The sequence below is a fragment of the Nonomuraea sp. NPDC050227 genome, assembly GCF_044459705.1.
Lineage (GTDB): Bacteria > Actinomycetota > Actinomycetes > Streptosporangiales > Streptosporangiaceae > Nonomuraea.
Genome location: NZ_JBITJF010000009.1, coordinates 365,604 through 390,234, shown reverse-complemented (window position 1 = coordinate 390,234; position 24,631 = coordinate 365,604). Strand labels below are relative to the sequence as shown.

Sequence of the window (24,631 nt, the reverse complement as noted above, 5' to 3'; positions counted from 1 at the left end):
GGTTAGTGAACGCCGGCCGCGGAGGAGGCATTCCTGATCACGGTACGGCTCGCGTCAGGGTCACCGCCCGATCTACAGTCATCTCGTATGGCGATTTTCCGGTCGGCATCTGGCGAGGGTGGCACCGAGGTCGTCCTCGCCGCCGGTAACCCCTACGGCAGCCGCACGCTCGTGGTCGAGCGGGACGAGGACTCCTCGGTAGCTTACCTGTGCTCGCCCGAGGGCGCCGTCCACGGAGCGGTCTGGCTGGCCAACCACCGGCCGGCCCCGGCCGTGGTCGACCTGGCCCGGATCAACTCCGGCCTGCCCCCGCTGATGCCGAGGGGCAACACGACGCACCCCGAGGGGCGCAGGCCGCTCGGCCAGTTGTCCGCCCTGTGGTTCGAGGAGGGCGACGGCGTCGCCCTCTACGAGGACGACGACCTGCTCGCGGTCATCCCCGGCTGGGCCGACATGAGCAGGGGCATGCCCGGCTACGCCCGTGACGCCGTGGGCGAGTCTCCGTTCGCGTGGGCGCTGTCGGAGGCGCTGGAGGGGCTGCGGCCGCGTATCTCCAATGCCACGTCCTACTGGCGCTGGCGGCACGGCGAGGGGTCGTGGCCGTCGTTCCAGCAGTTCGTCATGGGCCATCTGGACCGGGTGCTCGGCCCGGCCGGCCGGTACTGGGACGCCAGCGGCGAGCGCCTGCCGACCGTCGGCATCACCGAACGGCCGCCGTACGCGGGCCGCGAGCCGACCGTGCTGTCCACGGTGGGGATGAGCTGCCAGCGCATGCCGACGGTCGAGCAGTGGATCGACCGCCCCGACGCCTACGCCCGGATCGAGCTGGCCGTGGCCACCCACGACGACCCCAGGGACGCGGCGCTGCTGCTGGTGTGGCTGGCCCAGTATCCGTGGCACTCGGTGACCTGGCTCGGCCACGGGCACACGGCCAAGTGGTACCACGAGCCCTCGACGTTCCCGCTGGGGCCGCAGTACTCGGGGGTGCTCATGCGGGCCGACCCACCCGACATGCCTGACATGTCGGGGTTCGCGTTCGGCGGGGAGGCCGTACGGTGGTTGTGGCTCACGCCCGTCACGACGGAGGCGTTAGAGGAACAGCGTCAGTAGCAGCCAGACCGGCACCAGCGTGGTCACCAGCGAGTCGAGGCGGTCCATCAGGCCGCCGTGCCCCGGCAGGATCGTGCCGAGGTCCTTGATGCCGAGGTCCCGCTTGATCATCGACTCGATGAGGTCGCCCACGGTCGCCAGCAGCGCCGCCAGCGCCCCGATCAGCGCGCCCAGCCAGAGCGGGCCGTCCAGCAGCCAGGTCACCAGCCAGCCGCCGACCAGCGTGCAGGCGATCACCGACCCGGCGAAACCCTCCCAGGTCTTCTTCGGGCTGATGACCGTCATCTTGTGCCTGCCGAACAGCACACCCGCGACGTATCCGCCGATGTCGCTGGCCACGGTCACCGCGATGAAGATCAGCACCCGGTCGCGGCCGTCGTGCGGCGCCAGCAGCAACGCCGCGAACGCCGCCAGCATCGCCGGGTAGAACAACGTGAACACCGAGGCGGTGCCGTCGCGCACGTAGCCGTCGGTGCCGTCGCTGAACATCCGCCAGACCAGCAGCACGAACGCGAACACCGCGAACGTCCCCAGCAGCCAGAACGGCCCGCCCCAGTACGCCCCGGCCTGCATCGCCACCAGCCCCGCGAGCACGGGCACGGCCGGGACCTTGATCCCGCGCGTGGCGAACGCCTTGGTCAGCTCCAGCACGCCCACGCCGACGCACACCACGATCACCAGGAGGAAGAGCTCCTTGATCGTGTAGAGGGTACCGAGGACCAGCGCACCCAGCCCCACACCCACCGCGATCGCGGCCGGCAGGTTCCTTCCGGTACGGCTGCCGCCGTCCGGGCCGGTGCCGGCCGTACGTTCTTCCACAGACACTCTCCATAGCCACGGCCCCCGCCTTCCGGCGAGGGCCGCGAGGCGTGCCGCTCAGACTTCGAGCAGCTCGGCTTCCTTGTGCTTGAGCAGCTCGTCGATCTTGGCGACGTGCTTCTGGGTGAGGTCGTCGAGTTCCTTCTCCGCGCGACGGACCTCGTCCTCGCCCGCCTCGCCGTCCTTGATCATCTTGTCGAGGGCCTCCTTGGCCGTACGACGGATGTTCCGGATCGACACCTTGGCGTGCTCGCCCTTGTTCTTGGCGACCTTGATGTACTCCTTGCGGCGCTCCTCGGACAGCTCCGGGAAGGTCACGCGGATCACGTCGCCGGTGTTGGTCGGGTTGACGCCGAGGTCGGAGTCGCGGATGGCCTTCTCGATCGCGCCCATCGCGCTCTTGTCGAAGGGCTGGATGATGACCATGCGCGCCTCGGGCAGGTGGAACGAGGCCAACTGCTGCACCGGAGTCGGAGTGCCGTAGTACTCCGCATTGATCTTGTTGAACATCGCGGGGGTGACCCGGCCGGTCCGGATGGTCGCGAAGTCTTCCTTCGCGACCGAGACGGCCTTGTCCATCTTTTCCTCGGCTTCGAGGAGGGTTTCGTCGATCACAGCGGCTCCCTGTCTACTAGCTGGCGGTGTCGGGCTAGCTCCCTCATTTGCCTGCGGGACTCACCAGCGTGCCGATTTTCTCACCGCGTACCGCTCGCAGGATGTTGCCCTCGCCCATCAGGTCGAAGACCACGATCGGCAGATCGTTGTCCTTGCACAGGCTGATCGCGGTCGCGTCCATGACCGCGAGGTCGCGCAGCAGCACCTCGCCGTAGTCAAGATGGTCGAACCGGACCGCGTCGGGGTTCTTGCGCGGGTCGGAGTCGTAGATCCCGTCGACCTGCGTGCCCTTGAGCAGCGCCTCGGCGCCGATCTCCAGGGCTCGCTGCGACGCCGCGGTGTCGGTGGAGAAGTACGGCGAGCCGAGACCCGCCCCGAAGATGACCACGCGGCCCTTCTCCAGGTGCCTGATCGCGCGGCGCGGCAGGAAGGGCTCGGCGACCTGCTGCATGGTGATGGCGGTCTGGACGCGGGTCTCGACGCCGCGCCGCTCCAGGAAGTCCTGGAGCGCCAGACAGTTGATCACCGTGCCGAGCATGCCCATGTAGTCGGCCCTGGCGCGGTCGATGCCGCCCTGGGACAGGGTGGCGCCGCGGAACATGTTCCCCCCGCCGACCACGACCGCGACCTGCACGCCCTCGCGCACGGCCTCGGTGATCGAGTCGGCCAGGTGGTCGACGACGGCCGGGTCGATGCCCAGCGGGTCGTCTCCGGCGAACGCCTCGCCTGACAGCTTCAACATCACCCGCTTCCACCTCAGTGGACCCTGCGGGCTGGGTGATGAGGAAGCCGCCGTCCGTGTGGATTCGTGGGCTGACTCCCGGTGGTCCTGCACGGCGGCGGCCTCCTTCATTGGGTGGAACTCTGGGCTGGCAGTTCGCTCAAGCCTATGCCTGGCCGACCTTGAATCGGACGAAGGCGAGCACCTCGACGCCGTTCTCCTCGGCGTACTTGCCCACGCTCTTCTTGTTGTCCTTCACGAAGGCCTGCTGGACCAGGGTGAAGTCCTTGTACCAGCCGTTGACGCGACCCTCGACGATCTTGCCGATGGCGGCCTCGGGCTTGCCCTCCTCGCGGGTCATCTCCTCGAAGAGCTTGCGCTCCTTCTCGACGACCTCGGCGGGGACGGACTCGGCCTTGAGGTACTGCGGGGCCATCGCCGCGGCGTGCTGGGCGATGTCCTTGGCGACCTCGGCGTTCGGCTTGTCGAGCTGCACGAGCACGCCGACCGCCGGCGGCAGCGCCGGGTCCGTCTTGTGCATGTACGAGCCGATGTAGCCGCCCTCAAGCACGGCGAAGCGGCGGATCTCGATCTTCTCTCCGAGCGCGGCGTTGGCCTCGTCCAGGTGCTCCTTGACGGTCTTGCCGTCGAAGGAGGAGTCGAGCAGCGTCGCCACGTCGGCGGGCTTGCTCGCCAGGATGTGCGCGACCACACCGGCGGCCAGCTCCTGGAAGCGCTCGCCCTTGGCCACGAAGTCGGTCTCGCAGTTGAGCTCGAGAAGAGCGGCGGAGGAGTCGCTGTCCTGCTGGAGCGCGACGAGGCCGTTGGAGGCCGTACGGGCCTCGCGCTTGCCCACGTCCTTGGCGCCCTTGAGGCGCAGGAGCTCGATGGCGCGGTCGAAGTCGCCTTCGGACTCCTCAAGCGCCTTCTTGCAGTCCATCATGCCGGCAGCGGTGATCTCGCGAAGCCGCTTGACGTCGGCCATGTTCACGGAAGCCATTGCTCTTATTCCTTGTGGGATTTCGTCGTCGTCGTGGATCGGAGTGGACGCCCTGGGCGCCCGCCCCTGGTCGGTGCGGCAGGCGCGCGCCGCACCAGGGCCTTGTCGTGCGCGGGTCGTGCGCGGGTCGTGCGTTCTGCCTCGGTCGTGCGCGGTCTCGAACGGTGGTGCCGGTTGTGTCGGGTTGTGCTCGGACGGTGGTGCCAGGCGTTGTCCGGAGGGCGCCCTCACGCCGGGTTCCCTCCCGACCAGCCGAACATCCGTCCGGCCGACCCGGCCCTCGCCCAACCGGCTGAGCTCCGAGCCATCGAACCTCCGCCCAACTGGCCGAGCTCCGAGCCATCGAACCTCCGCCCGACCGGCTGGGCTTCCGCCCGGCCCTTTGGCTTTCACCTGACTGGCCCGGCTTTCGCCTGGCCCGTCCGGCTGCCTCCGGAACCTTCGCTCGTACCTGGGCTTGGTCTGGGCTCGGGCTTCGTCCGGCCTGGGCGCGGACTCCGCTCGGGCCCGGGTTTTCGCCCAGGTCTCCGCTCAGCAGGACGGGCTCCGCCGGTGGAGCTCCGCTCCGCCTCGCTCGGCATACTGCCCAGCCAGGCTCGGCTTATCGCTCCGGCCCGATGGTCATCCACCTCGGCTCACCGCCTCGGCTTCCGACGCCCGGCCCTGACCTACCGCCCGAACCTGATCGCCACCCTGCCTTGACTTATCGCCTCGGCGGGGTGCCGTCCTGTCCGGCTTGCCGTCCCGGCTCGGCCGTTTGCCCAGTCGAGACGCGTACCTTGCCCTACCAAGCCTCAGCCCGCGCAGGACCTCGGCCTTGCCCTTCACAACCTCGGCCCGCGCAGGACCTCGGTTCCGCTCACCCTCTGTCGGCCGGCTGCCCGCCCCGCACCGCGGTCGAGGACGACCTGCGGCGCGGAGCCGGCGCCTGTACCGTGCCCGGCCTCACGGACCGGGCGCGGCGGCCGTGTCTCAGGCCTGCGGCTCGGACTCGGGGGTCGCGTCGGCAGCCGGAGCGGCCTCGGCGGCGGGCGCCTCCTCGGCCGGAGCCTCGGCAGCGGGCGCCTCGGCGGCGGGGGCCTCCTCGGCGGCGGCCTCGGGAGCAGCCTCAGGGGCGGCCTCGGCGGCCTGACCCTGGCCCTGCTCGATGAGCTCGCGCTCCCACTCGGCCAGCGGCTCGGCGGCGGCCGGCTTCTCGTCACCGCGGGCGGCGCCGGAGCGAGCCATCAGACCGGCGGCGACACCGTCGGCGACGACCCTGGTGAGCAGGCCGACGGCGCGGATGGCGTCGTCGTTGCCCGGGATCGGGTAGTCGACCTCGTCGGGGTCGCAGTTGGTGTCGAGGATCGCGACGACCGGGATGCCAAGCTTCTTGGCCTCGCTGATCGCGATGTGCTCCTTCTTCGTGTCCACGACCCACACCGCGCTGGGCACGCGGCCCATGTCACGGATGCCGCCGAGCGTGCGCTCGAGCTTGTCCTTCTCGCGACGGCGCATGAGGAGCTCCTTCTTGGTGAGCCCCGAGCCGGCGACGTTGTCGAAGTCGAGCTCCTCGAGCTCCTTCAGACGCTGAAGCCTCTTGTGCACGGTGGAGAAGTTGGTGAGCATGCCGCCCAGCCAGCGCTGGTTGACGTACGGCATGCCGACCCGCGCGGCCTGCTCGGAGATGGCCTCCTGAGCCTGCTTCTTGGTGCCGATGAACAGGATCGTGCCGCCGTGGGCGACGGTCTCCTTGACGAAGTCGTAGGCACGGTCGATGTACGACAGCGACTTCTGCAGGTCGATGATGTAGATGCCGTTGCGCTCGGTGAAGATGAAGCGCTTCATCTTCGGGTTCCACCGGCGGGTCTGGTGGCCGAAGTGAACGCCGCTCTCGAGCAGCTGTCGCATGGTGACGACGGGGGCCATGTGATGGTCCTCCAGGTCTGGGCGCCCTGCGGATGGGCGCAGTTCTCGGTTGTGCCGCGGCAGCGCGTTGTCTACCGCCCTGATGCCCCAAAACCGCTCCAGCCGGGCCGGGGCCCGGACCGAGGGTGCGGTCCGCAACGGGGCATGCGAAGTCGGCCTGTTGCCACAGGCCATCGAAAAGTCTACCTCCCACACCGCCCCAGGCTGACCGTCGGAGGTCAAACCGACATGCCGGGTACGGCTCACCCCACATCGTGGTCCTCCGTGGGCAACCCGGGCGACGTCCTGGGGGCGACCGGGAAGAGGTTGATCTGCGCCTCCGCGATCCTGGCACCGCTCGGCGCGTCCTCCTGGCTGCGCTGGTGGGCGATGTACGGCTCCAGGAGCTTCTCGATCTCCGCGCTCAGCCGTCCCAGCTCGCTCGCGTCGACTCTGATCCGGGTGCGGCTGAAGCGCGTCGCGTCGCGCCATTCGTCCGTGTCGTGCTCGGTCCTGGCCAGGGCCCGGTCGGCCTCGTCGCCGGCCTCCTTGCGGAACGCCTTGATCAACAGGGTCTTGGCGTCACGGACCTCCGGCTGGTCGTCCGGCAGCACTCCCACGCTGAACGGCTTGTGCGTCGACCTCCACAGCCGTTCGCGTCCGTCCCCTCTGGGCGGGGCGTCCTCGACGAAGCCGTATTTGGCCAGCATGCGCAGGTGATAGCTGGCGGCGCTGGGCGTGATCCCCGCGATCTCGGCCACCTCGGTCGCGGTGGCGCTGTCCTGCACGCCGAGCCGGTTGAGGATCAACAGCCTCGCCGGGTGAGCCAGCGCCCGCATCATCTTGGGATCGCTGAGCCCCTCCATGTCCTGCGTCATGTGCCAAAGGTACCCGGCGGGAGATGTGAAGCATTCCCTTTACAACTCTGAAGGGATCCCTTCATACTTATGAAGTCTTCCTTTCACATCTCTCCCCACCCGTCCGACCGGCCCCCCTTCAGCTCCCTCGAACTCGCCACCGGAGACCCCAGCATGGACACGACGCCCCCACTCCCCCTCCGCAAACAGCGCGACTACCGCCTGCTGTGGAGCGCCCGCACGATCTCGATCACCGGCTCGGAGGTCTCCAAGCTGGCCGTCCCGCTGACCGCCATCACGCTGCTGACCGCCTCACCCGCCGAGATGGGACTGCTCACCGCCGCCGCGCCGCTGCCCGCCCTGCTGTTCGGCCTCCAGTCGGGCGCCATCGCCGACCGTCTCACCCGGCACCGCCCGCTGATGATCGCCTGCGAACTCGTCTCCTGCGCCGCCGCCCTCACCGTCCCGCTGGCCTGGCTGCTCGGCGTCCTCACCGTGCCCTGGCTGATCATCGTGGCCCTGGTCATCGGTACGGCCGGCGTCATCTTCAAATCCGCCAACTTCCCCTACATAGCCGCGGTCGTGGATCCGTCGCAGCGCACCGAGGCCATGGCCGGCTTCCAAGCCTCGTACTCGGTAGCCTCCGTGAGCGGCCCCGGCCTGGCCGGCATCCTGGTCCAGACGCTCACCGCGCCGTTCGCCGTACTGGCCGAGGCGCTGTCATTCCTCGCCTCCGCCATCCTGCTCCGCTCGATCCGCACCCCGGAGCACAACGAGCCCACCCGCTCGTCCAGCATGTGGCACGACATCGTCGAGGGCCTGCGAACCAGCCTCACCCACCCCACGCTCCGAGCCGTCCTGGGCGCCGGCGTGACGATCAACTTCTTCGCCATGGCGTACATCGCCGTCTACATGCTCTACATGGTCAACACGCTCGACATCCCCAAGGGAATGATCGGCTTCCTCACGGCGCTGAGCGGCGCGGGCGGCCTCCTGGGCGCCTGGCTCACCTCCCGCCTGTCCAAGCGCTACGGCGAGAACCGCATCCTGCTCGTCTCGGTCCTGTTCTTCCCGCTGGACATCCTCGCCGTCGGCCTCCTGACCGGCCCCCTCTGGGTGAAGCTCACCGTCCTCGGCCTGACGGGCGTCATGACCGGCGTCATCGTGGTCGCCTTCGCCACCTGCATGGGCGTGATCACCCTCCGCTACACCCCCGCCGCCCTCCGAGGCCGCGTGAACGCCACCATGACCTTCGCCGTACAGGGCGTCCTGGCCGTCGGCGGCCTGGTGGGCGGCGTACTGGCCGAGTTCATGGGCCTGCGCCCGGTCATCCTGCTGAGCGCGGCGGGCATCGCCTTGAGCAGCCTCTGGATCTGGCTCTCCCCCCTACGTCCCAACCGCCCTCAGACCTCCCACACCCCACCCGCGCCCCCTCACAACCCCAGCCCCCAGACACTGAAGAACCTGATCGAATCCAAGCGCCACTCAGTCATCTAGCCACCTCCACTCCCCAGATTCCGCACTTCGCCCGTACGGACCCCACTACGTCTCGCTCCCACCGCTCTCCGCCTCTTGCCATCTCGCCAACCACACGTACACCCACGGCGCCTGCACCGGTCGTACGGCACACAGCCAGAGCCCTCGCCCTCCCGGCGTCGGCGGTTACCGTCACTGGGGACGGCCCGTTCCTTGGGCACAGCCTTTCTCCAGCTCTCGGCGCAGCTCTGGATCGATCGCCACACCAGCCGCATGGTGGTGACGCAATGGTGTGACCGTGCTGTCCAGGCAGAGATCGACCTGCCTGCACCAGCGCACTTCATCAACGTCCTGAAGCCACTTTGAGTCGTCACCGCCGGAAGCGGCCATCAATGGCCGCCCAGGAGCCGCAGCACTCGGCCCTCAAGCTCCGCCGAACAGCGACCTGAAGCCGGGACGGGCCTAATACGGCAGGTAGTAGCTGAGCAGATCCGCGGTGAGCGGCGGGAAGAGCGCCTGGGACAGCTCTTCCTCTCCGGTGTAGACGTCGGGCCGGATGCGGGTCAGCCCCTCGATCCCGTGCGGGCCGAACAACAGGGCGGGCAGGTGGTCGGGTGCCACTCCGATGCCCTTCACGGATCCAGGTCTCTGCATCGGGCCGCCTGTGACGACCTCGCCGAGGCCATCGGCGCCGACCGGGATCCGGTAATGGGCGCCGAAGGTGGAGATGACGATGTCATCGCCGGTGCGGTCCGTCCCCTCTGCGGTGAGGCGCTGCCAGAGCAGCGGCCGGAACCGGTCGAGCAACACCGCGACGTCCGGAATGCGCACGTAGTACTGCTCCGCCCGCTTCCGCGGTTCGTGGTCGAGGAACTCCTGCCAGGCGGTGGCGGTCACGGATCCGGCCCGATGGACGACCTTCAGCTCACTCCCGGGGAACTGGGCGACGACGGCACTGAGCAGGTCGCGGGCCGCGGCCTCGTCGGCGGCGGCAGCCTCGGCCAGCAGCACCTCGTCGTCGTCGGGAGGCGTGGTGCGTCCGGTGGCGATGACGGTGCCAGCGCGCTCCAGGACCCAGGAGGTGCTCGCCTGGTGGTCCAGCAACCATCGCCAGCATGCCGCCGAATGCGGCATGGCCACGTCGAACCGGTCCTGAGCCATGTCCTGCAGAGCTGCCATGGCGGGAATGTCGGCGGGCCGGGCGACGCGGAGTGCGGGCGTGCCGTCACCGGCCGGGGGCGTGTGCACGGTCAGCGCCGACGGTATGTCGATGGCGTACTCGTAGCCGAACAGCCGGTAGAAGTACGGGATCCCGATCATCACCTGAACGACGTGACCACGGGCGGCGGAGCGGTCGTGAGCCCATCGCATGAGCGCCCGTACGAGTCCGCGTCCTTCGTATTCGCGGTCGGTGGCGACCAGTTCGACCTGGCCGGCTGGTAGGCGGATGCCGCCGACGCGCACTTCCTCGTCGAGGAGCGTCGCGGTGGACACGACCCGCTCTCCATCCACGACCACGGCGCAGGCGGACCAGCCGACCTCCGGGTCCGAGACGACCAGCCGGTGGTCGAGGGCGTCGGCCGAGTCGCCACGTTCGGTGAGCAGCGCGCTGATCTGGTCGAGGTCCGCCGGCCGTGCCTGCCGCAGAACGAGACCGTCGGCCAGCGGGACGGATGTGGGGGACGCTGCAGTCGGGCTCACGGTGGGACTTTTGCATCGCCCGGATGACCTCGTCCATTGAATTTCCACTCGGGCGGGCGGGCGGCGGGCTCGGCACAGGGCGGGTTGTCCACAGGAGGCTCCCCACCGCTTCCTGTATCCACAGAATCCCGCTCGCCTCGACCTCCGCAGGCCGCTCCCGGCAAGACTCCCCGCCATGCCCCCTCGCCCACGCCTCCCCGCCCTGTCCCCCCGCTCAGCACCGCCACCGCCGAGACCACGCACGCAGGACGTGGCCCGCCGTGCCGTGATCTCCCTGGTCGTGCTCACAACAGCGATCATGCTCACGACCCTCGCCACCCCGGCTCCGCTGGCGAAGGCCGCCCCACCCGCCTGGCGCTGGCCACTCGATGGCAGCCCCCGCGTCCTGCGCCGCTTCGCCCCGCCCTTGGCTCCTTGGCTGGCCGGACACCGCGGCATCGACCTGGCCGCCTCCGCCGACACCCCCGTCCTGGCCGCGGGCTCAGGCACCGTCCGCTACGCAGGCCCAGTAGGCGGAAGGGGAGTCGTCACCATCGACCACCCAGGCGGCCTCCGAACGACGTACCTGCCGATCAGCGCATCGGTGAAGCAGGGTGAGCCGATCACGATGGGCAGCCGACTGGGGGTCGTACAAGCCGTACACGGCCATTGCCAGGAGTCATGCCTGCACTGGGGCCTGATCCAGAGCGCCCGCTACCTGGACCCTCTTCTCCTCCTGGGCCACGCCCCCATCCGCCTCCTCCCCATCTGGCCCAAGACCGCCCCACCGCAGACCACCCCACCCCTGCTCCCTCCGGCCCCCAAAACACCCTCCGAAGCACCGCTTGCCTATCCCTCCGAGCCTTCCGAAGCGCCCGATGCCGTCCCCGTCGAGCCCTCCGAAGTACCCCTCGCCGTCCCCCTTGAGCCCTCCGAAGCTCCGCTTGACGTCTCGTCCAACCTCTCGGAGGCCATTGCAGGCAGCACCTCAACCTCACCCACCCTTCCCCTGCTCACCAAGCTGTCCGCCGCTTTCTACCGCCCGAACCCGCCCCTGCTTCCGCACCTGAACCCGCCTGCTCCGCTCGCACGGAACCTGCTCCCCAACGCCCCCGTGCCTCCTCCGCCCCCGCTCCTCGTCCCTCTCCCCCCGTCCCTGCTCACAGTTCTCGCGCACCGCGACTCATCCGCGAACCAGCACAACGCGCTCCCATCCCCCTACTCCACGGTCCTGCAGGCACTTGGCCTCACCGCAGAGCCGCCCCCCGAGACCCCGCTCATCACCCCTGCGGTCACCTCCTCACGCCCGGAGATGCGTTCCAGCGACCTTCCCCTCCGCAACCAATCAGCCATAACTCCCGAGCAGCGGCATGAACCAACTCACGCCCCCTCCAGATCCCTTGCAACCGTCCTCCGACTCCTGACACACGCGGCTTCGCTGCCAGCAGCCCCAGCGCTCGGGCTGGGCACCCTCCTCGCCTCCGCCCTCCTGATCACGGCCCTACGCCGCCGCCGACGCCCCCACAAGAAGCACCACGGCTCAAGAAGCGGCCAACACCGCAAACCCCCAACAGAAGGGCTCCACAGACGCCCCAACCCACCCTCACGACGCTCCTCCTGACCCCCTCAAAACCACCCTCAGAGGCTCACTCTTCAAGCCCTAAAACCCGACACCTGCCGAGACCTCCAAGCTCACAACGAGACCTCCACAACGGCCACCCGCATCAATCCAGAAAGGCCTTCAAGGCAACCAAGATGCCCATCCATTCACCGCCGCTGGATGAACACGACCGTCAAACCTCATCGGGAAACGCGCGCGCCCTTGATCCGGACCAAGCCCCAACTAATAAGAGCGCCTTGTTCCGCCCTCCGGCCCCATGGCCCAGCCGCCGTCCGCCGCCTCCATAGCCATCGGCCGTCGCCATTCGCCGTCGCCGTCCGCCCACCGCTGTCGGTCCACCACCGTCCGCCCACCACCCACCACCCACCACCCACCACCCACCGCCGACGCCCGACACCGACACCGACACCGACACCGACACCGACACCGACACCGACACCGACCAACCGTCTCTGAACTCTCCGCCCTTCGCGCTTCTTGCTCTTCGCGCCCTCTGCTCCTCTGTGCCCCTCACCGCCAAGCCAGGCAACCGAAGTACGGTGCACCAGGACCGCACTGCCAAGTTGCGGCCTACGTAGAGCGCACGGCACCTGCGCCGCGCGTGGTTGTGGTTGCCTGTAGCGGCACAGGCCACCCGCGCCATGTGAATGGCGACCACTCATTTCTTGGCCGCCGTAGGTCAGCCCAGTCGCTACATGGCACCGCTCCCCTGTAAGCGAGACGCTTTTATGCGCCGTAAGGGGGAGCTCGTCAGCAGGGGACCGAACCAACCCGGGACTCACTTGGGCGAGGGCTGGCCCCACGCCGGAGCCCGTACCCCCAGGGGGGCGGCGTTCACCCGGACAGTGGCTAGACCCGCGCCGGAGCCCACACCCCAGTGGGCGGCGTTCACCCGGACGGTGGCTAGACCCGCGCCGGAGCCTGCCCTCCAGTGGGACGGGGACTCACCCAAGCTGTGGCTAGACCCGAGCTGAAGCCCCCGCCCCCCTTCTGGGTGAGAGACTCCCAGGCTGTGGCTGGCCCCTGATGGGAGACCATGCCCGCGAATACTCCAACGCCGGAGTGGTTTCGTCCTCTACCGTCCGCGCCGCGTTCGTACGAGTCCTTCGTTCCCCGTTCCTCCTCGGAGGGGGCCAGGTACAGACGCGTCCTGCTGTGGGATGACGGCGCGTGATCTGGAACGTCCAGCAAGCCGGCGCCAGCCAGGAGCATCAGGTCCTCGATCAAGGCGCTGCACGTGACCCACTCCTCCGCGCGCTCGACTCCCGCGCGCCTATCCGGTAGAGCAACCGTCGGTTAGATGGTCGCCACCGGTCTCTCGCTCCACCCCGTGAATCCAGCACTGCCTGCGCGGCAGGAACATGCTCCTCGCGTCATTGCCTCTCGCCCCTTCGCATCCCTCGCGCATTGACGGCACTGTCGTGTCGTCGCGCCGTCGGGTTCTCTGGCCGACGTGGCTACAGGTCTTGGGTCGTTGGCGTAGATGCGGGAACTGCGCAGCACGCCCGAACGTGTCGTGCTGCGTCGCCTGGCGGCGGGCTCGGCCGGGCCCAATGCCTGCGTGGACGCTTGGTTCGACGTCTTATGGCCCTTGCGCTCAGCCGGAGAGCGAGGGGTGGGCGAGAGAGGCAATGGCGTGCTGGTGTTTGTGGTCAGGCGCGGGGGTGGGCTTGGCGGTATGCGGTGCGGAGGCGGTCGATCGAGACGTGGGTGTAGATCTGGGTTGTGTTGAGGGAGGCATGACCGAGTAGTTCTTGGACGCTACGCAGGTCTGCGCCCCCTTCGAGCAGGTGGGTTGCCGCGGTGTGCCGCAGTCCGTGTGGGCCCATGTCGGGGGCGCCCTCGGTCTGGGCCAGCCGCGCGTGCACCACCCGTCGTACGGTGCCGGCGTCGATCCGGCCGCCACGGACTCCGAGGAAGAGGGCCGGCCCGGAGCGTTCCCGAACCCAGATGGGACGCCCGTTGATGCACCATCGGTCCAGAGCTCGAAGCGCTGGCAGCCCGAACGGCACGGAACGCTCCTTTCGTCCCTTGCCCAGGACCCTGATGACATGCCGGTCCCGGTCCACGTCATCGACGTCGAGCGCGCAGAGCTCACCCACCCGCACACCTGTGGCGTAGAGGAGTTCCAGGAGCGCCTGGTCTCGAAGGTCTTTGGGATCGCCGGTGGACTGGGGCGCGCTCAGGACGGTCTGCGCCTGTTCCTGGTCGAGCACGGCAGGCAAGGGACGGGGCGCCTTTGCGCTGCCCAACAACAGGCCGGGGTCGGCGGCCAGCCAACCCCGGCGGTGGCAGTACGCGGTGAAGGTACGGACGCACGCCGTTCTGCGGGCCAGCGTGGCTCTTGCCTTGCCTGCACTGTGCTGGTCGGCCAGCCAGCCTCTCAGCTCGCTGATGTCCAGGCCGTCAAGCCGTCCATGGAGGTGGTCGAGGAGGGCGGTGATGTCGGAGAGATAGGCGCGCACTGTATGTGGGGAAAGGTCTCGCTCGAACCGCAAATACCTCTCGAACTCGGCAAGCACTTCGTCGGCGTTCACGTCACGGTTCAAACCGGAGTTCAGGCCACGATCCGGGTACGCGTTCACGTGGGGGTTCGGGTCCGCGTTCACATCGGGGTTCAGGCCAGCGTTCGCCTCGGGATTCAGGTCGGCGTTCACGTCAGGGTTCAGGTCGGGATTTGGGTCGCGGTTCAGGCTGTCGTTCAGGTCGTTGTTCAAGGCTTCACCTATTGTCCGCACGAACATTCGCCACTTATGTCACTGCTGTGCCGCCCGATGCCTCGGGCTCGCCATGGGAGCGGTGTGCAGCTCAACCGCCCGAGCGTCCGTCCGAGCGGCCGAGCAAGGCACGACGCGGCACGGCACGGCACGGCACGGCACGACGCAGCACGACGCGGCACGACGCGGCACGACGCGGACGTCGGCTGCGGCTTGGTTGCGCGTCGCATTGCCCACATGTCAGTCATTTTCGATCGCCCTCATGCCTTCTTCCTTCACCATCTCACCCGATGCACTCGCCCCTTGGTTCATGGTGGCTGTCACATCGGCGGTGCTGCATGCCCCTACGTCGCAAAGGTTGGTCAGGTAAGGGGTGCGAGTTCTTCGGGGTGGGGCGGGGGCGGGGTGTCGTCTTCCGCAGGTGGCGGAGGGTCGGTGGCTGGGGCTTCGTTGGCCGGGGGCGGGGTCAGGGCCATGGTTTCGGGGGCTTTCGGGTAGCTGGATGTGGTTTTGCGGAGGCGCCAGCCGCCGCCCGCTCGTTCTATGTATCCGGCTGCGGCCAAACCGCCCAGGGCGCTCAGTGTGATGTCCATGCTGACGCCTGCTGAGACCGCTATCGAGGCCGGACCGGCGCCGCCGCGGGTGGGGATGGCGTCCAGGACTCTCTTGGTGGATTCGCTGAGACCGTCGCGGGGGACGATGGGCGTTCGGGTCTGCGGGGCCAGGTCGTCGCCCATGACGCCGACTAGTTCGATCATTTCCTCCGGAGTGGTGACACAGACCGCCTTGCGTTCGCGCAGGAGTTTGTGGCAGCCGGCCGACAACGCGGACGTGGTGGGCCCGGGCACCGCCCCCAGGTGACGGTTGAGAGTGAGCGCGTGGCCGGCGGTGTTCAGGGCACCGCTGCGGAGGGCTGCCTCCACGACGGCCGTGCCTCTGGTCAGGGCGGCGATGAGGCGGTTCCTGATCAGGAACCGGGCGCGGGTGGGATGGACGCCGGGCGGGCATTCGCTCATCACGACGCCCTGCTCGCGGGCCTGGGCGAAGAGCTCCTGATGGCCGCTCGGGTAGCAGATGTCCACTCCGCAGGCGAGAACGACCACCGTGGGTGAGCCGGCCAGCAGGGCGCCCTTGTGGGCCGCGCCGTCCACCCCGTAGGCGCCGCCGGAGACGACGGACCAACCCGCTTCGCTGAGGCCGATGCCGAAGTCGGCCGCGATGTGCAGACCGTACTGGGTGGCGGCTCGGGCTCCTACGACGGCCACGGACTGCAGGCAGGCGAAGCGGAGATCGGCCGTGCCGTGCAACCAGAGGCCCAGGGGGCGACTCGGGCCGAGATGATCCAGTTGCGTGGGCCATTCGGGGTCGCCTGGGACGATCAGCCTGGCTCCGTGCTTCTCGCCGGCCTCCAGATCGGCGGCGGGCTTCGACGCAGCCAGGCGGAGGAACCAGGCGTTCAGCCGACCCGACAGGTCACACGGACGTTCCTGCCGGGACTCCTGGGCGGTGAAGGCCGGTGGAAGTGCGCGCTCGCGGATCGCCTCCACCGCTTCGGAGGCACCGAGGTGGGCCACCAGGCGGCCCATGGCCGTGTCGCCCACGTCGGCGGCTCGCATGAGGGCCGCACGTGCCTCATGCTCTGGACTAATCACAGGGACCTCCTGGTGATCTTCATGGGCGGGTTCGTGTGCAGGCGGACGGCCGGGGTCACGGTTGTACTCCGAGCCAGAAGCCGAGGGCTGCGGTGGTCTCGTCTTCTTCTGGGCGGTCTTTGCCGGCGAGGTCGGCGAGGGTCCAGGCGACGCGCAGCGTGCGGTCGAGGCCGCGGGCGGTGAGGGAGCCCGAGTCGAGGCAGGAGGTCATGGGCTTCATCGCCGCATCGGACGGACGGAGGTCGGAGTGGAGGACGGACGAGGGGATCTCGGCGTTTGTCCGCCAGGGGGTGTGGGCCAGGCGTTTGACGGCGCGCTCGCGGGCCAGCAGGACGCGTTCGGCCACTGTTTCGCTGGATTCGACGAAGTGGCGGTCGGCCAGGAGCTCGCGTCTGGACGAACGGGCGACCGTGACCTTCATGTCGATGCGGTCGAGGAGGGGACCGGACAGCCGGCCCAGATATCGACGTCTTGTGGTGGGCGAGCAGCGGCAGGCCGCGCCGGCCTGGTCGTCGGCCTGGGCGCAGGGGCACGGGTTGGCGGCCAGCACCAGCATGAACCGGGCGGGGAACGTGACCGACGCCGCGGATCTGGACACCGTGACGCGCCCCGACTCCAGCGGTTGCCGCAACGAGTCGAGGACGTGACGAGGGAACTCGGGGGCCTCGTCCATGAACAGCAGGCCCCTGTGCGCGAGGGAGACCGCTCCCGGACGGACGACCGTGCTGCCACCACCGATGATGGCGGCCGCCGTCGCCGTGTGGTGGGGGCTGACGAACGGCGGACGGTTGATCATGGGACTGTCGGGCGGCAGCAACCCCGCGACGGAGTGGATGGCCGTGACCTCCAGGGCGTGGTCGAGCTCCAGGTCCGGCAGGAGGGTGGGAAGGCGTTCGGCCAGCAGGGTCTTGCCGGTGCCGGGCGGGCCCACCATCCACAGGTTGTGGCCGCCTGCGGCGCACACCTCCAACGCTCGGCGGGCCACGGGCTGGCCGACGACGTCCGCCAGGTCGACGGCGGGCTGGGTCACGGGCTTGGGCGTGTCGACGCGGCCAGCGACTTCGGGTTCGGGTGGCTTGTCGCCTTTGCGTAGCCACTCGACCAGCTGGCGCAGGTGAGCCACCGGAACCACGTTCACGTCGGGGACCAGGCCCGCTTCCCCCGAATTCTCCGACGGGACGATGATCGTGGCGTCTTCGTGCGCCGCCGCGGCACCGAGGATGGACGGGAGCACTCCGCGCACGGGCCTGATGCGGCCGTCGAGACCGAGCTCGCCCAAGAAGAAGGGCTCGGCGATGCGCTCCGCCGGGACGACTCCTGCGGCTCCCAGGATGGCCATGGCGATGGCGAGGTCGAACTGGGATCCGCGCTTGGGGAGGCTGGCGGGGAAGAGGCTGACGGTGATGCGGGCGTCCGGCCATGGGTAACTGCTGTTGACCACGGCGGATCGCACCCGGTCGCGGGCCTCGCTGAGCGCCGTGTCGGGCAGACCGATGAGGTGGATGCCGGCCAGGCCGTTGCCCACGTCGGCCTCGACCTCGACGCTGCGGCCGCTCACACCGACCAGCGCGACGCTGCGGGTGCGGGCCACGGCCATCTAGATCGCCCCCCGTATGTGGCGCAGGGCGAAGTTGCCCGCGAAGCGCTCAAGGGCGATCACGTCTATGCGTACGGCTTCGAAGGACCGGGACTGCGCCGACAGCCATTTGGCGGCCAGCATGCGGAGCCGCGCCAGTTTGGTGTGGTTCACGGATTCCAGGGCTGTGCCGTGGGATCTGCTCGATCTGGTCTTGACCTCGACGACCACCAGGACCTGACCGTCCAGGGCGATGATGTCGATCTCGCCGCGACGGCAGCGCCAGTTGCGTTCGAGGATCGTCATTCCCTTGGCTTCGAGGTAGATCGCGGCCAGGTGCTCGCCTTCTTTGCCGAGCTCGTCTTTCGGGGCCATGGGGGGCGTCCCTTCGTCCGTCGTCGGTGCTGTGTTCGGTCACCGACCTTGGCGGATGGCGGGGAGATCAGACGGAGGCGAACGGGATTCTGGGGATAGCGGAGAGAGCTGGGCGGCGGCTTGTGGATAGCTCCACGCGACCGAGGCTCGTTGCCGGGCCATCGAGGGGCGTCATCTGTGCATCCATGCCGGGATGACGGAACAGGTCAGAGCGTTGTGTGATCAGGAGCGGTGTGACCGTCCCGCCCGAGATGGCTCGCCGTGGCACGACAGTCGGCCACTGCACAGCGCAGGGGCGGCGGAGGCGCACCATGAGCCTTATGGCCCTACGGCCCTACGGCCCTACGGCCCTCCGCGGCCCCTGAAGCGACGCGGACGGCTGGCGGCGACGGTGCAGGTAGGACGCGGTACCCATCCCACGAGGCGGCACATGACGGGCAGCACGTGGGAGGAGGCGGGTGAGCGCTGGCAGGGGGCGGGCACCGCGTGGCGGGAGGCGGGCAGACGCCTGCATCGTGGGCCAGATGGCGCTCATCTTGAGCCGGCTGCCAATGCTCATCGCGGGCGAGGCGTCGCTACCCTGAGCTGGCTAATGCTTCCGCCTGCCCGGCAACCCTCACCTTGCGCTCGGCGACGACCATCGCAAGCCGAATGACGTCCCAGCACGCGCTGATGGCACCCAGCGTGTGCAGCAGCGCTCAGCGTGTGCCCGCAGCGCTCAGCGTGTCCCGGAGGGAGCCCAACGTGGTCCCTGCAGGGCTCAACATGTGCCGACACTGCCCAGCAAGCACCCGGCGGGCGCCACAGCGCGGAAGCAGGTCATCAGCGTGCAGGAGGCGGTACTCAGCATGCTTGCAGGTATGCGTCGTGCAAGGCATCGGGCCGATGAGGTCAGCGTTGGTCAACCAGCAACGAGACTTCCTGAGGACCAATAGCCGCCCAGAGCGATGAGTCCCCCCGATGCGGCGTGACAGCAGCGGCGTCACGCGCAACACCAGAACCCCGGACCTCCAGGAGCGAGCACAAGCTCAACCGAGCCGACACGCCGCCGGACGCACCAGCAACACCCGCCGCCCCACCGGCCCCGCCTCGACGGCGCCCCTTCGACCTACCCCGAGAACCCTTCCTTGGGCATCTCCAGGTCGGCCTTGGCCAGTTCCTCGACGTTCACATCCTTGAACGTGACCACCCGCACGTTCTTCACGAACCGCGCCGGCCGGTACATGTCCCACACCCAGGCGTCCTGCATCTTCACATCGAAGAAGACGTCGCCGTTCTCCGCCGTACGGACGTCGAGGTCGACCGAGTTGGTCAGGTAGAACCGACGCTCAGTCTCCACGACGTATGTGAACAAACCGACGACATCACGGTATTCGCGGTAAAGCTGCAGCTCCATCTCGGTTTCGTATTTTTCGAGATCCTCTGCGCTCATCGCGGTCCTCCTGTCGTACCGGTCCCCCGGTTCGCCTGCTCAGGCAACCCCGGCCCCCATCTCATTTTCACCCATCCCCCTGGCCACCGTGACGAAGGAGTAACGGTGTTCGGGGCACGGGCCGTGTCTCTCCAGTGCCAAACGGTGTCCTGGCGTGACATACCCCTTGTGCTCGGCAAAACCGTACTGAGGGAACCTTCGATCCAGCTCGACCATGAGGCGGTCCCTCGTCACCTTGGCCACGATCGACGCGGCCGCCACGCAGGCGGCCACCTGATCCCCCTTCCACACCGCCAGGGACGGCGCGGGCATGCCGGGCACCGGGAAGCCGTCCGTGAGGATGTACTCCGGATCACATGGCAACTGCGCCACAGCCCGCCGCATTCCGGAGATGTTGCTCCTGTGCAGCCCCCGGGCGTCGATCTCGGCGGCCGGGATCACCACGACGCCCACGTGGGCGGTGGCGACGACGCGGTCGTACAGGCGCTCGCGCACCGGCGGGGACAGCACCTTGGAGTCACCGAGACCGTCGATCTCCCTGCGCAGGACGACGGCCGCGACGACCAGCGGCCCGGCGCAGGCGCCACGGCCCGCCTCGTCGACGCCCGCGATCGGGGTCAGCCCACGGCGGGCCAGCGCCCGCTCGTAGGCGTAGAGTCCGGAATCGCGCCGGACGACGCTCGGTCGAGGGCGGAACGCAACTGTCATGACACTCGAAGCGTACGCCCCATTCGCCGCAAACCGCGACCGAAAGCCCCTTACTTGACCTTGTCGAAAGTCTCGGGCGTGGAGAACAGGTAGCCGCGCGACAGCGGCCAGTAGCGGACGACCGCCTTGCCGATCACGTCGTCGACGGAGATGAAGCCGCCGCCGGGCTCGTCCATGTGGGCCCGCGAGTCCGCCGAGGCGGTGCGGTGGTCGCCCATCAGCCACAGTTTGCCGGCCGGGACGGTGACGCTGAACTTGTCGCCGCCGCCGAAGTCGCCGGGGTAGAGGTAGGACTCCTCGTCGAGCGGCGTGCCGTTGACGCTGATGCGGTGCTTGGAGTCGCAGCACACCACCTTGTCGCCGCCGACGCCGATGACCCGCTTGATGGTGTCCTCGCCGGTGCGCCAGCCCTTGAAGACCACGATGTCGCCGCGCTCGGGATCGCCCGCCAGCTTGTTGACGAAGACCCGGTCGTTGATGAGCAGGGTGTTCTCCATCGACTCCGACGGGATGTAGAACGACCCGATCACGAACGCCTGGAGCAACAACGCGATGCCCACGCCGAGCACCAGCAGCAGGACGGTCTCCCGGAAGCCGCCCTTTTTCTTCTCTTTGGCCACGCCCTCCGCCTTCTTGGTGACGGCCATCAGCGCTTCCTCCCCAACCGGCGCCGACGAACCAGGACCAAGGGTACGGCCAGCCCGAACCCGGCCACCAGCGGTACGGCCCCTCCGAGTGCCTGGAGCGCGGGCTGCGCGAAGGTGTCGGGTATGGACAACACGCCCGCCCGGTTGAACGGCCAGACGATCACGAAGGCCCGGCCGATGACCTGACCTTCGGGGATCGAGCCGCCGCCCTGGTCGCCGGTGTGCGAGCGGGAGTCGAGCGAGACGGAACGGTGGTCGCCCATCACCCACAGCCGCCCGGGCGGCACGGTGATGTCGAAGAACCGGTCAGACGGCACATTGCCCGGATAGAGGTAGGACTCCTCGTCGATGGCCGTGCCGTTGACCGTGATGCGCCCCTTGGAGTCGCAGCACTTGACGTGGTCGCCGCCCACGCCGATGACCCGCTTGATGTAGTCCTTCTCGCCGGGGACGACGCCGAAGGCCGTGCCGACCCAGCGGAAGAAGCCCGCGATCGGGTTGGACGGCTCCTCGACCTCGAACTCGCCGTCCCAGGAGTCGACGCCGGAGAAGACGACCACGTCGCCGCGCTCGATGTCACGGGTGTGGTAGACGAGCTTGTTGACCAGGACCCTGTCGTTCTTGAGCAGGGTGTTCTCCATGGACTCCGACGGAATGTAGAAGGCCTGGATCACGAACGTCTTGATGATCAGGGCCAGCACGAGGGCCACAACGACAAGTACGGGGAGTTCTTTCCAGAACGACCCCTTCTTCTCCTTGTCGCCCTTTGCCGGCTTCTGAGTCTCTTCGGCGACCACGTCCACCTCGTCCTCGACAGGGCGGCGCGAAGCGCCGTGCTCCTGGTCTTCGCTTGTCATCGCTGACGAGCCTAGATGATGGAACGGCTCGACAAGCCTCGACCGACGTTACACCCACGCACGAGTCGCTCCACATAAAGGAAATGGCCCCGCAAAGCCGAAAGGCCCGTGCGGTGCACGGGCCTTTCGGAAAAGATTGGGGTTACTTCGCGGGCGTGGACTCACGCTTCTCGCGGATGCGGGCGGCCTTGCCGCGCAGGTCGCGCATGTAGTAGAGCTTGGCGCGACGCACGTCACCGCGGGTCACGAGCACGATCTTCTCGATGACCGGGCTGTGCACCGGGAAGGTGCGCTCGACGCCGACGCCGTAGCTGACCTTGCGGACCGTGAAGGTCTCGCGGGCGCCGCTGCCCTGCCGGCGCAGCACGAAACCCTTGAAGACCTGGATACGGGAGCGGTTGCCTTCGACGACTCGTACGTGGACCTCGAGCGTGTCACCGGGGCGGAACGCCGGGACGTCGCTCCGAAGGGTCGCCTTCTCGAGCTCCTGGATCTTCGTGTGCATGAGAGCTGTCCTCAAGTCCTCGCGAGCACGCGGAGGTCCACCCGGCCGGAGCTCGCGGCGGACACGCTTGCTGATTTGATGAACCCGGGACCGTTACCCGGGCATGACGGACCAACCGTGTGATGGTCGGCAGCGATTCAGTTTGCCACATCTTCCGGCCGGACGCGAAACGAGAGCTCGTCGAGCAGCTTTCTGTCGTGCTTGTCGAGCGTCTCCGGATCGAGCGCCGCGGCCAGTTCCGGCCGGTTCCGCACCGTACGCCGGAGCGCCTCGTCCCGTCGCCATCGGGCGACTTTTCCGTGATGTCCGGACAGCAGCACCGCGGGAACCTCGTGCCCGCGCCAGACCGGCGGCTTGGTGTAGACCGGGCCTTCCACCAGGTTCTGCATCGAACCCGGCGCGAAGGAGTCGTCCACGGCCGACTGGGCGTTGCCCAGCACGCCGGGCAGCAGCCTGCCGACGGCCTCGACCATCACCAGCACCGCGACCTCGCCACCGGCCAGCACGTAGTCGCCGATGCTGACCTCGTCGACCCGCAGCCGGGCGCCGTACTCGGCCATGACGCGCGAGTCGATGCCCTCGTAACGCCCGCAGGCGAACAGCAGCCACGGCTCGGCGGCCAGCTCCTGGGCCATCTCCTGGGTGAACGGCCGCCCGCTCGGCGTCGGCACGATGACCCGCGGAGCGCCGTCGCCGATCACCGAGTCGATGGCCTCGCCCCAGACCTCGGGCTTCATCACCATGCCGGGACCGCCGCCGTACGGCGTGTCGTCGACCGTCCTGTGCACGTCGTGCGCCCAGTCGCGGAGCTGGTGGACGCGTACGTCGAGGGTGCCGCGCTCGCGCGCTTTGCCGATCAGCGAGACGTCGAGCGGGGCGAAGTACTCGGGGAAGATGGAGATGATGTCGAGGCGCATCACAGCAGGCCCTCTGGCGGGTCGACGACCAGGCGCCCGCCCGTCAGATCGACCTCGGGCACCAGGGCCTTCACGAACGGGATGAGCGCGTCGTCCTGCCCGCGCCGGCGTACGACCAGCAGGTCCTGGCCGTGGTGCAGCACGTCGGTGACCTCGCCGACGGGCTCGCCCGACACGGTCTCCACCGCCAGCCCGACGAGCTGGTGGTCGTGGAACTCGTCCGGGTCGTCCGACGACTCCACGTCGGCGGAGTCGATGACCAGCATGGTGCCCCGGAGCTCCTCGGCGGCGTCGCGGCCGTGAACCCCCTCGAACGCGATCAGCAGCACGCCCTTGTGCCAGCGGCGGCTCTCGACCACGAGCGGCCCCGCGCTCGCCGGGTCGGTCGCGACAGCCACGCCCTCGGCGAAGCGCAGCTCGGGATCGTCGGTGCGCACCTCCACGGTGACCTCGCCGCGTACACCGTGCGGACGGCCTATCCGGCCGACGACCAGCTGCACGTAAACCCACCTTCTCCTAACGCAAGCGCCCCCATCAGCCCCTTCGGGACCGATGAGGGCGCGAATTCCTGACGCTAACGGACTGCTTCGTCCAGGTCGAGCAGATCGACCCGTACGTACTTCCCGTCGGCCAGGGCGTTCACAACGGTGCGCAGCGCCTTGGCGGTGCGCCCGCCGCGTCCGATGACCTTGCCCAGGTCCTCGGGGTGCACCCGGACCTCCAGGACGCGCCCGCTGCGAATGCGGCGAGCGCGGACCCGGACATCGTCGGGATGTTCGACGATGCCCTTAACGAGGTGCTCGAGAGCCTCCTCGAGCACGTCAGCCCTCGCCCTCGGTCGGGGTCTCGGCGGCGGGGGCGGCCTCAGCCTCTTCCTTCTTCTTGGCACGCTTGGGCGCCGTGGTGGCGGCCGTGCCGGTGTCGCCACCGGACAGCGCCTCCTTGGCCGCGGCCTCGTAGAGGGCGTGGCGGTCGGGCGCGGGCTCGGCGACCAGCAGCGGCGCCGGGGCGGCCTCGCCCTTGAACTTCTGCCAGTCACCGGTGAGCTTGAGCAGCTTGAGCACCGGCTCGGTCGGCTGCGCGCCGACACCCAGCCAGTAGGCCGCACGCTCGGCGTTGACCTCGATGCGCGAAGGGTTTTCCTTCGGGTGGTACAGGCCGATCTCCTCGATCGCCCGGCCGTCACGCTTGGTGCGGCTGTCGGCGACGACGATTCGGTACTGAGCGTTGCGGATCATGCCGAGCCGCTTGAGCTTGATCTTGACTGCCACTGGTGTGGTCTCTCCTGCATTCGAGCGTGGGTGAACGGCACCTCATCGAGTGGGGCACGATGAGAGGACGTTCCAGGGACAGGCGTGGCCGGCAGGAGATGAGAGGGCACCCACCTGGTCACGATGTTCCAACATGTCATTCTGCCAGACCGCGGACAGTGCCTTCGACCTGTCCCGGCAGGCCGCGG

General features: G+C 68.6%; 23 protein-coding genes. 3 read left to right on the top strand and 20 right to left on the bottom strand.

Annotated features, from left to right (window positions below):
* Nucleotides 1–87 precede the first annotated feature (87 nt).
* Nucleotides 88–1,110: a suppressor of fused domain protein gene (locus tag ACIBK9_RS33160; RefSeq protein ID WP_358283771.1), complete on the top strand. Its 1,023-nt coding sequence runs from the start codon at nt 88–90 to the stop codon at nt 1,108–1,110.
* On the opposite strand, the gene ACIBK9_RS33155 is transcribed toward ACIBK9_RS33160, so the two are convergent.
* The 6 genes from ACIBK9_RS33155 to ACIBK9_RS33130 all read right to left on the bottom strand — a co-directional run bounded on the left by ACIBK9_RS33155 (nt 1,090) and on the right by ACIBK9_RS33130 (nt 7,030).
* Nucleotides 1,090–1,929: a phosphatidate cytidylyltransferase gene (locus tag ACIBK9_RS33155; RefSeq protein ID WP_352323802.1), complete on the bottom strand. Its 840-nt coding sequence runs from the start codon at nt 1,927–1,929 to the stop codon at nt 1,090–1,092. The two genes, ACIBK9_RS33160 and ACIBK9_RS33155, sit on opposite strands and share 21 nt — an antisense overlap.
* A 57-nt stretch (nt 1,930–1,986) precedes the next feature.
* Entirely contained in the window at nt 1,987–2,544 is a 558-nt protein-coding gene (gene frr, locus ACIBK9_RS33150; protein WP_352350337.1) for a ribosome recycling factor, read from the bottom strand.
* Between the two features lie 43 nt (nt 2,545–2,587).
* Nucleotides 2,588–3,286 carry a UMP kinase gene (gene pyrH, locus ACIBK9_RS33145; protein WP_352323800.1) on the bottom strand — a complete coding sequence of 233 codons (699 nt, stop codon included), beginning with the start codon at nt 3,284–3,286 and terminating at the stop codon, nt 2,588–2,590.
* Between the two features lie 145 nt (nt 3,287–3,431).
* The gene (tsf, locus tag ACIBK9_RS33140; RefSeq protein WP_352323799.1) at nt 3,432–4,265 is read right to left on the bottom strand and encodes a translation elongation factor Ts; all 834 of its coding nucleotides are present in this window, start codon (nt 4,263–4,265) and stop codon (nt 3,432–3,434) included.
* Between the two features lie 972 nt (nt 4,266–5,237).
* Nucleotides 5,238–6,173 (bottom strand): 30S ribosomal protein S2, encoded by a 936-nt coding sequence (gene rpsB / locus ACIBK9_RS33135; RefSeq protein WP_364324423.1) that lies wholly within the window; start codon nt 6,171–6,173, stop codon nt 5,238–5,240.
* Between the two features lie 242 nt (nt 6,174–6,415).
* Entirely contained in the window at nt 6,416–7,030 is a 615-nt protein-coding gene (locus tag ACIBK9_RS33130) for an ArsR/SmtB family transcription factor (RefSeq protein ID WP_397162554.1), read from the bottom strand.
* A 153-nt stretch (nt 7,031–7,183) separates the two neighbouring features.
* On the opposite strand from ACIBK9_RS33130, the gene ACIBK9_RS33125 reads away from it, so the two are divergent.
* Entirely contained in the window at nt 7,184–8,506 is a 1,323-nt protein-coding gene (locus ACIBK9_RS33125) for an MFS transporter (RefSeq protein WP_397162553.1), read from the top strand.
* 441 nt (nt 8,507–8,947) lie between these two features.
* Here the strand turns inward: ACIBK9_RS33125 and ACIBK9_RS33120 are convergent, their stop codons facing one another.
* Nucleotides 8,948–10,186 (bottom strand): GNAT family N-acetyltransferase, encoded by a 1,239-nt coding sequence (locus ACIBK9_RS33120; protein WP_397162552.1) that lies wholly within the window; start codon nt 10,184–10,186, stop codon nt 8,948–8,950.
* 175 nt (nt 10,187–10,361) lie between these two features.
* Here ACIBK9_RS33120 and ACIBK9_RS33115 point away from each other — a divergent pair, with 175 nt between their 5' ends.
* Complete coding sequence (locus tag ACIBK9_RS33115) at nt 10,362–11,786, top strand: M23 family metallopeptidase (protein WP_397162551.1); 1,425 nt, start codon at nt 10,362–10,364, stop codon at nt 11,784–11,786.
* Nucleotides 11,787–13,438: 1,652 nt separating this feature from the next.
* Here the strand turns inward: ACIBK9_RS33115 and ACIBK9_RS33110 are convergent.
* The 13 genes from ACIBK9_RS33110 to rpsP all read right to left on the bottom strand — a co-directional run bounded on the left by ACIBK9_RS33110 (nt 13,439) and on the right by rpsP (nt 24,443).
* Nucleotides 13,439–14,308, bottom strand: a complete 870-nt coding sequence (locus ACIBK9_RS33110) for a tyrosine recombinase XerC (protein WP_397162595.1) — start codon at nt 14,306–14,308, stop codon at nt 13,439–13,441.
* Nucleotides 14,309–14,865: 557 nt separating this feature from the next.
* On the bottom strand, nt 14,866–16,089 hold the full coding sequence (gene dprA / locus ACIBK9_RS33105) for a DNA-processing protein DprA (protein ID WP_397162550.1): 1,224 nt from the start codon (nt 16,087–16,089) through the stop codon (nt 14,866–14,868).
* A gap of 121 nt (nt 16,090–16,210) precedes the next feature.
* A complete protein-coding gene (locus ACIBK9_RS33100; RefSeq protein ID WP_397162549.1) occupies nt 16,211–17,752 on the bottom strand; it encodes a YifB family Mg chelatase-like AAA ATPase in 1,542 nt (513 codons plus the stop codon).
* Entirely contained in the window at nt 17,753–18,106 is a 354-nt protein-coding gene (locus tag ACIBK9_RS33095) for a YraN family protein (protein ID WP_352350319.1), read from the bottom strand.
* Nucleotides 18,107–19,214: 1,108 nt separating this feature from the next.
* Entirely contained in the window at nt 19,215–19,538 is a 324-nt protein-coding gene (locus tag ACIBK9_RS33090; RefSeq protein ID WP_026215037.1) for a DUF2469 domain-containing protein, read from the bottom strand.
* A 39-nt stretch (nt 19,539–19,577) separates the two neighbouring features.
* On the bottom strand, nt 19,578–20,246 hold the full coding sequence (locus ACIBK9_RS33085) for a ribonuclease HII (RefSeq protein WP_364324443.1): 669 nt from the start codon (nt 20,244–20,246) through the stop codon (nt 19,578–19,580).
* Nucleotides 20,247–20,296: 50 nt separating this feature from the next.
* Nucleotides 20,297–20,893 (bottom strand): signal peptidase I, encoded by a 597-nt coding sequence (gene lepB, locus ACIBK9_RS33080; protein WP_352330985.1) that lies wholly within the window; start codon nt 20,891–20,893, stop codon nt 20,297–20,299.
* Nucleotides 20,893–21,750: a signal peptidase I gene (gene lepB, locus ACIBK9_RS33075; protein ID WP_387667740.1), complete on the bottom strand. Its 858-nt coding sequence runs from the start codon at nt 21,748–21,750 to the stop codon at nt 20,893–20,895. Before lepB (ACIBK9_RS33075) ends, lepB (ACIBK9_RS33080) begins: the two co-directional genes overlap by 1 nt.
* A 142-nt stretch (nt 21,751–21,892) precedes the next feature.
* On the bottom strand, nt 21,893–22,255 hold the full coding sequence (rplS, locus tag ACIBK9_RS33070; protein ID WP_352350313.1) for a 50S ribosomal protein L19: 363 nt from the start codon (nt 22,253–22,255) through the stop codon (nt 21,893–21,895).
* Nucleotides 22,256–22,392: 137 nt separating this feature from the next.
* A complete protein-coding gene (gene trmD, locus ACIBK9_RS33065; protein ID WP_364389021.1) occupies nt 22,393–23,172 on the bottom strand; it encodes a tRNA (guanosine(37)-N1)-methyltransferase TrmD in 780 nt (259 codons plus the stop codon).
* Nucleotides 23,172–23,672 carry a ribosome maturation factor RimM gene (gene rimM, locus ACIBK9_RS33060; RefSeq protein WP_358283744.1) on the bottom strand — a complete coding sequence of 167 codons (501 nt, stop codon included), beginning with the start codon at nt 23,670–23,672 and terminating at the stop codon, nt 23,172–23,174. Before rimM ends, trmD begins: the two co-directional genes overlap by 1 nt.
* Before the next feature lie 74 nt (nt 23,673–23,746).
* Nucleotides 23,747–23,992 (bottom strand): RNA-binding protein, encoded by a 246-nt coding sequence (locus ACIBK9_RS33055; RefSeq protein WP_020546537.1) that lies wholly within the window; start codon nt 23,990–23,992, stop codon nt 23,747–23,749.
* A 1-nt stretch (nt 23,993) separates the two neighbouring features.
* A complete protein-coding gene (gene rpsP, locus ACIBK9_RS33050; RefSeq protein ID WP_352329496.1) occupies nt 23,994–24,443 on the bottom strand; it encodes a 30S ribosomal protein S16 in 450 nt (149 codons plus the stop codon).
* Nucleotides 24,444–24,631: the final 188 nt, after the last annotated feature.

Coding starts and splice junctions, on each gene's coding strand:
- ACIBK9_RS33160 (WP_358283771.1), top strand. CDS start 88: ATGGCGATTTTCCGGTCGGCATCTGGCGAGGGTGGCACCGAGGTCGTC.
- pyrH (WP_352323800.1), bottom strand. CDS start 3,286: ATGTTGAAGCTGTCAGGCGAGGCGTTCGCCGGAGACGACCCGCTGGGC.
- tsf (WP_352323799.1), bottom strand. CDS start 4,265: ATGGCTTCCGTGAACATGGCCGACGTCAAGCGGCTTCGCGAGATCACC.
- rpsB (WP_364324423.1), bottom strand. CDS start 6,173: ATGGCCCCCGTCGTCACCATGCGACAGCTGCTCGAGAGCGGCGTTCAC.
- ACIBK9_RS33130 (WP_397162554.1), bottom strand. CDS start 7,030: ATGACGCAGGACATGGAGGGGCTCAGCGATCCCAAGATGATGCGGGCG.
- ACIBK9_RS33125 (WP_397162553.1), top strand. CDS start 7,184: ATGGACACGACGCCCCCACTCCCCCTCCGCAAACAGCGCGACTACCGC.
- ACIBK9_RS33115 (WP_397162551.1), top strand. CDS start 10,362: ATGCCCCCTCGCCCACGCCTCCCCGCCCTGTCCCCCCGCTCAGCACCG.
- dprA (WP_397162550.1), bottom strand. CDS start 16,089: ATGGGCCGCCTGGTGGCCCACCTCGGTGCCTCCGAAGCGGTGGAGGCG.
- ACIBK9_RS33100 (WP_397162549.1), bottom strand. CDS start 17,752: ATGGCCGTGGCCCGCACCCGCAGCGTCGCGCTGGTCGGTGTGAGCGGC.
- ACIBK9_RS33095 (WP_352350319.1), bottom strand. CDS start 18,106: ATGGCCCCGAAAGACGAGCTCGGCAAAGAAGGCGAGCACCTGGCCGCG.
- ACIBK9_RS33090 (WP_026215037.1), bottom strand. CDS start 19,538: ATGAGCGCAGAGGATCTCGAAAAATACGAAACCGAGATGGAGCTGCAG.
- ACIBK9_RS33085 (WP_364324443.1), bottom strand. CDS start 20,246: ATGACAGTTGCGTTCCGCCCTCGACCGAGCGTCGTCCGGCGCGATTCC.
- lepB (WP_352330985.1), bottom strand. CDS start 20,893: ATGGCCGTCACCAAGAAGGCGGAGGGCGTGGCCAAAGAGAAGAAAAAG.
- lepB (WP_387667740.1), bottom strand. CDS start 21,750: ATGACAAGCGAAGACCAGGAGCACGGCGCTTCGCGCCGCCCTGTCGAG.
- rplS (WP_352350313.1), bottom strand. CDS start 22,255: ATGCACACGAAGATCCAGGAGCTCGAGAAGGCGACCCTTCGGAGCGAC.
- trmD (WP_364389021.1), bottom strand. CDS start 23,172: ATGCGCCTCGACATCATCTCCATCTTCCCCGAGTACTTCGCCCCGCTC.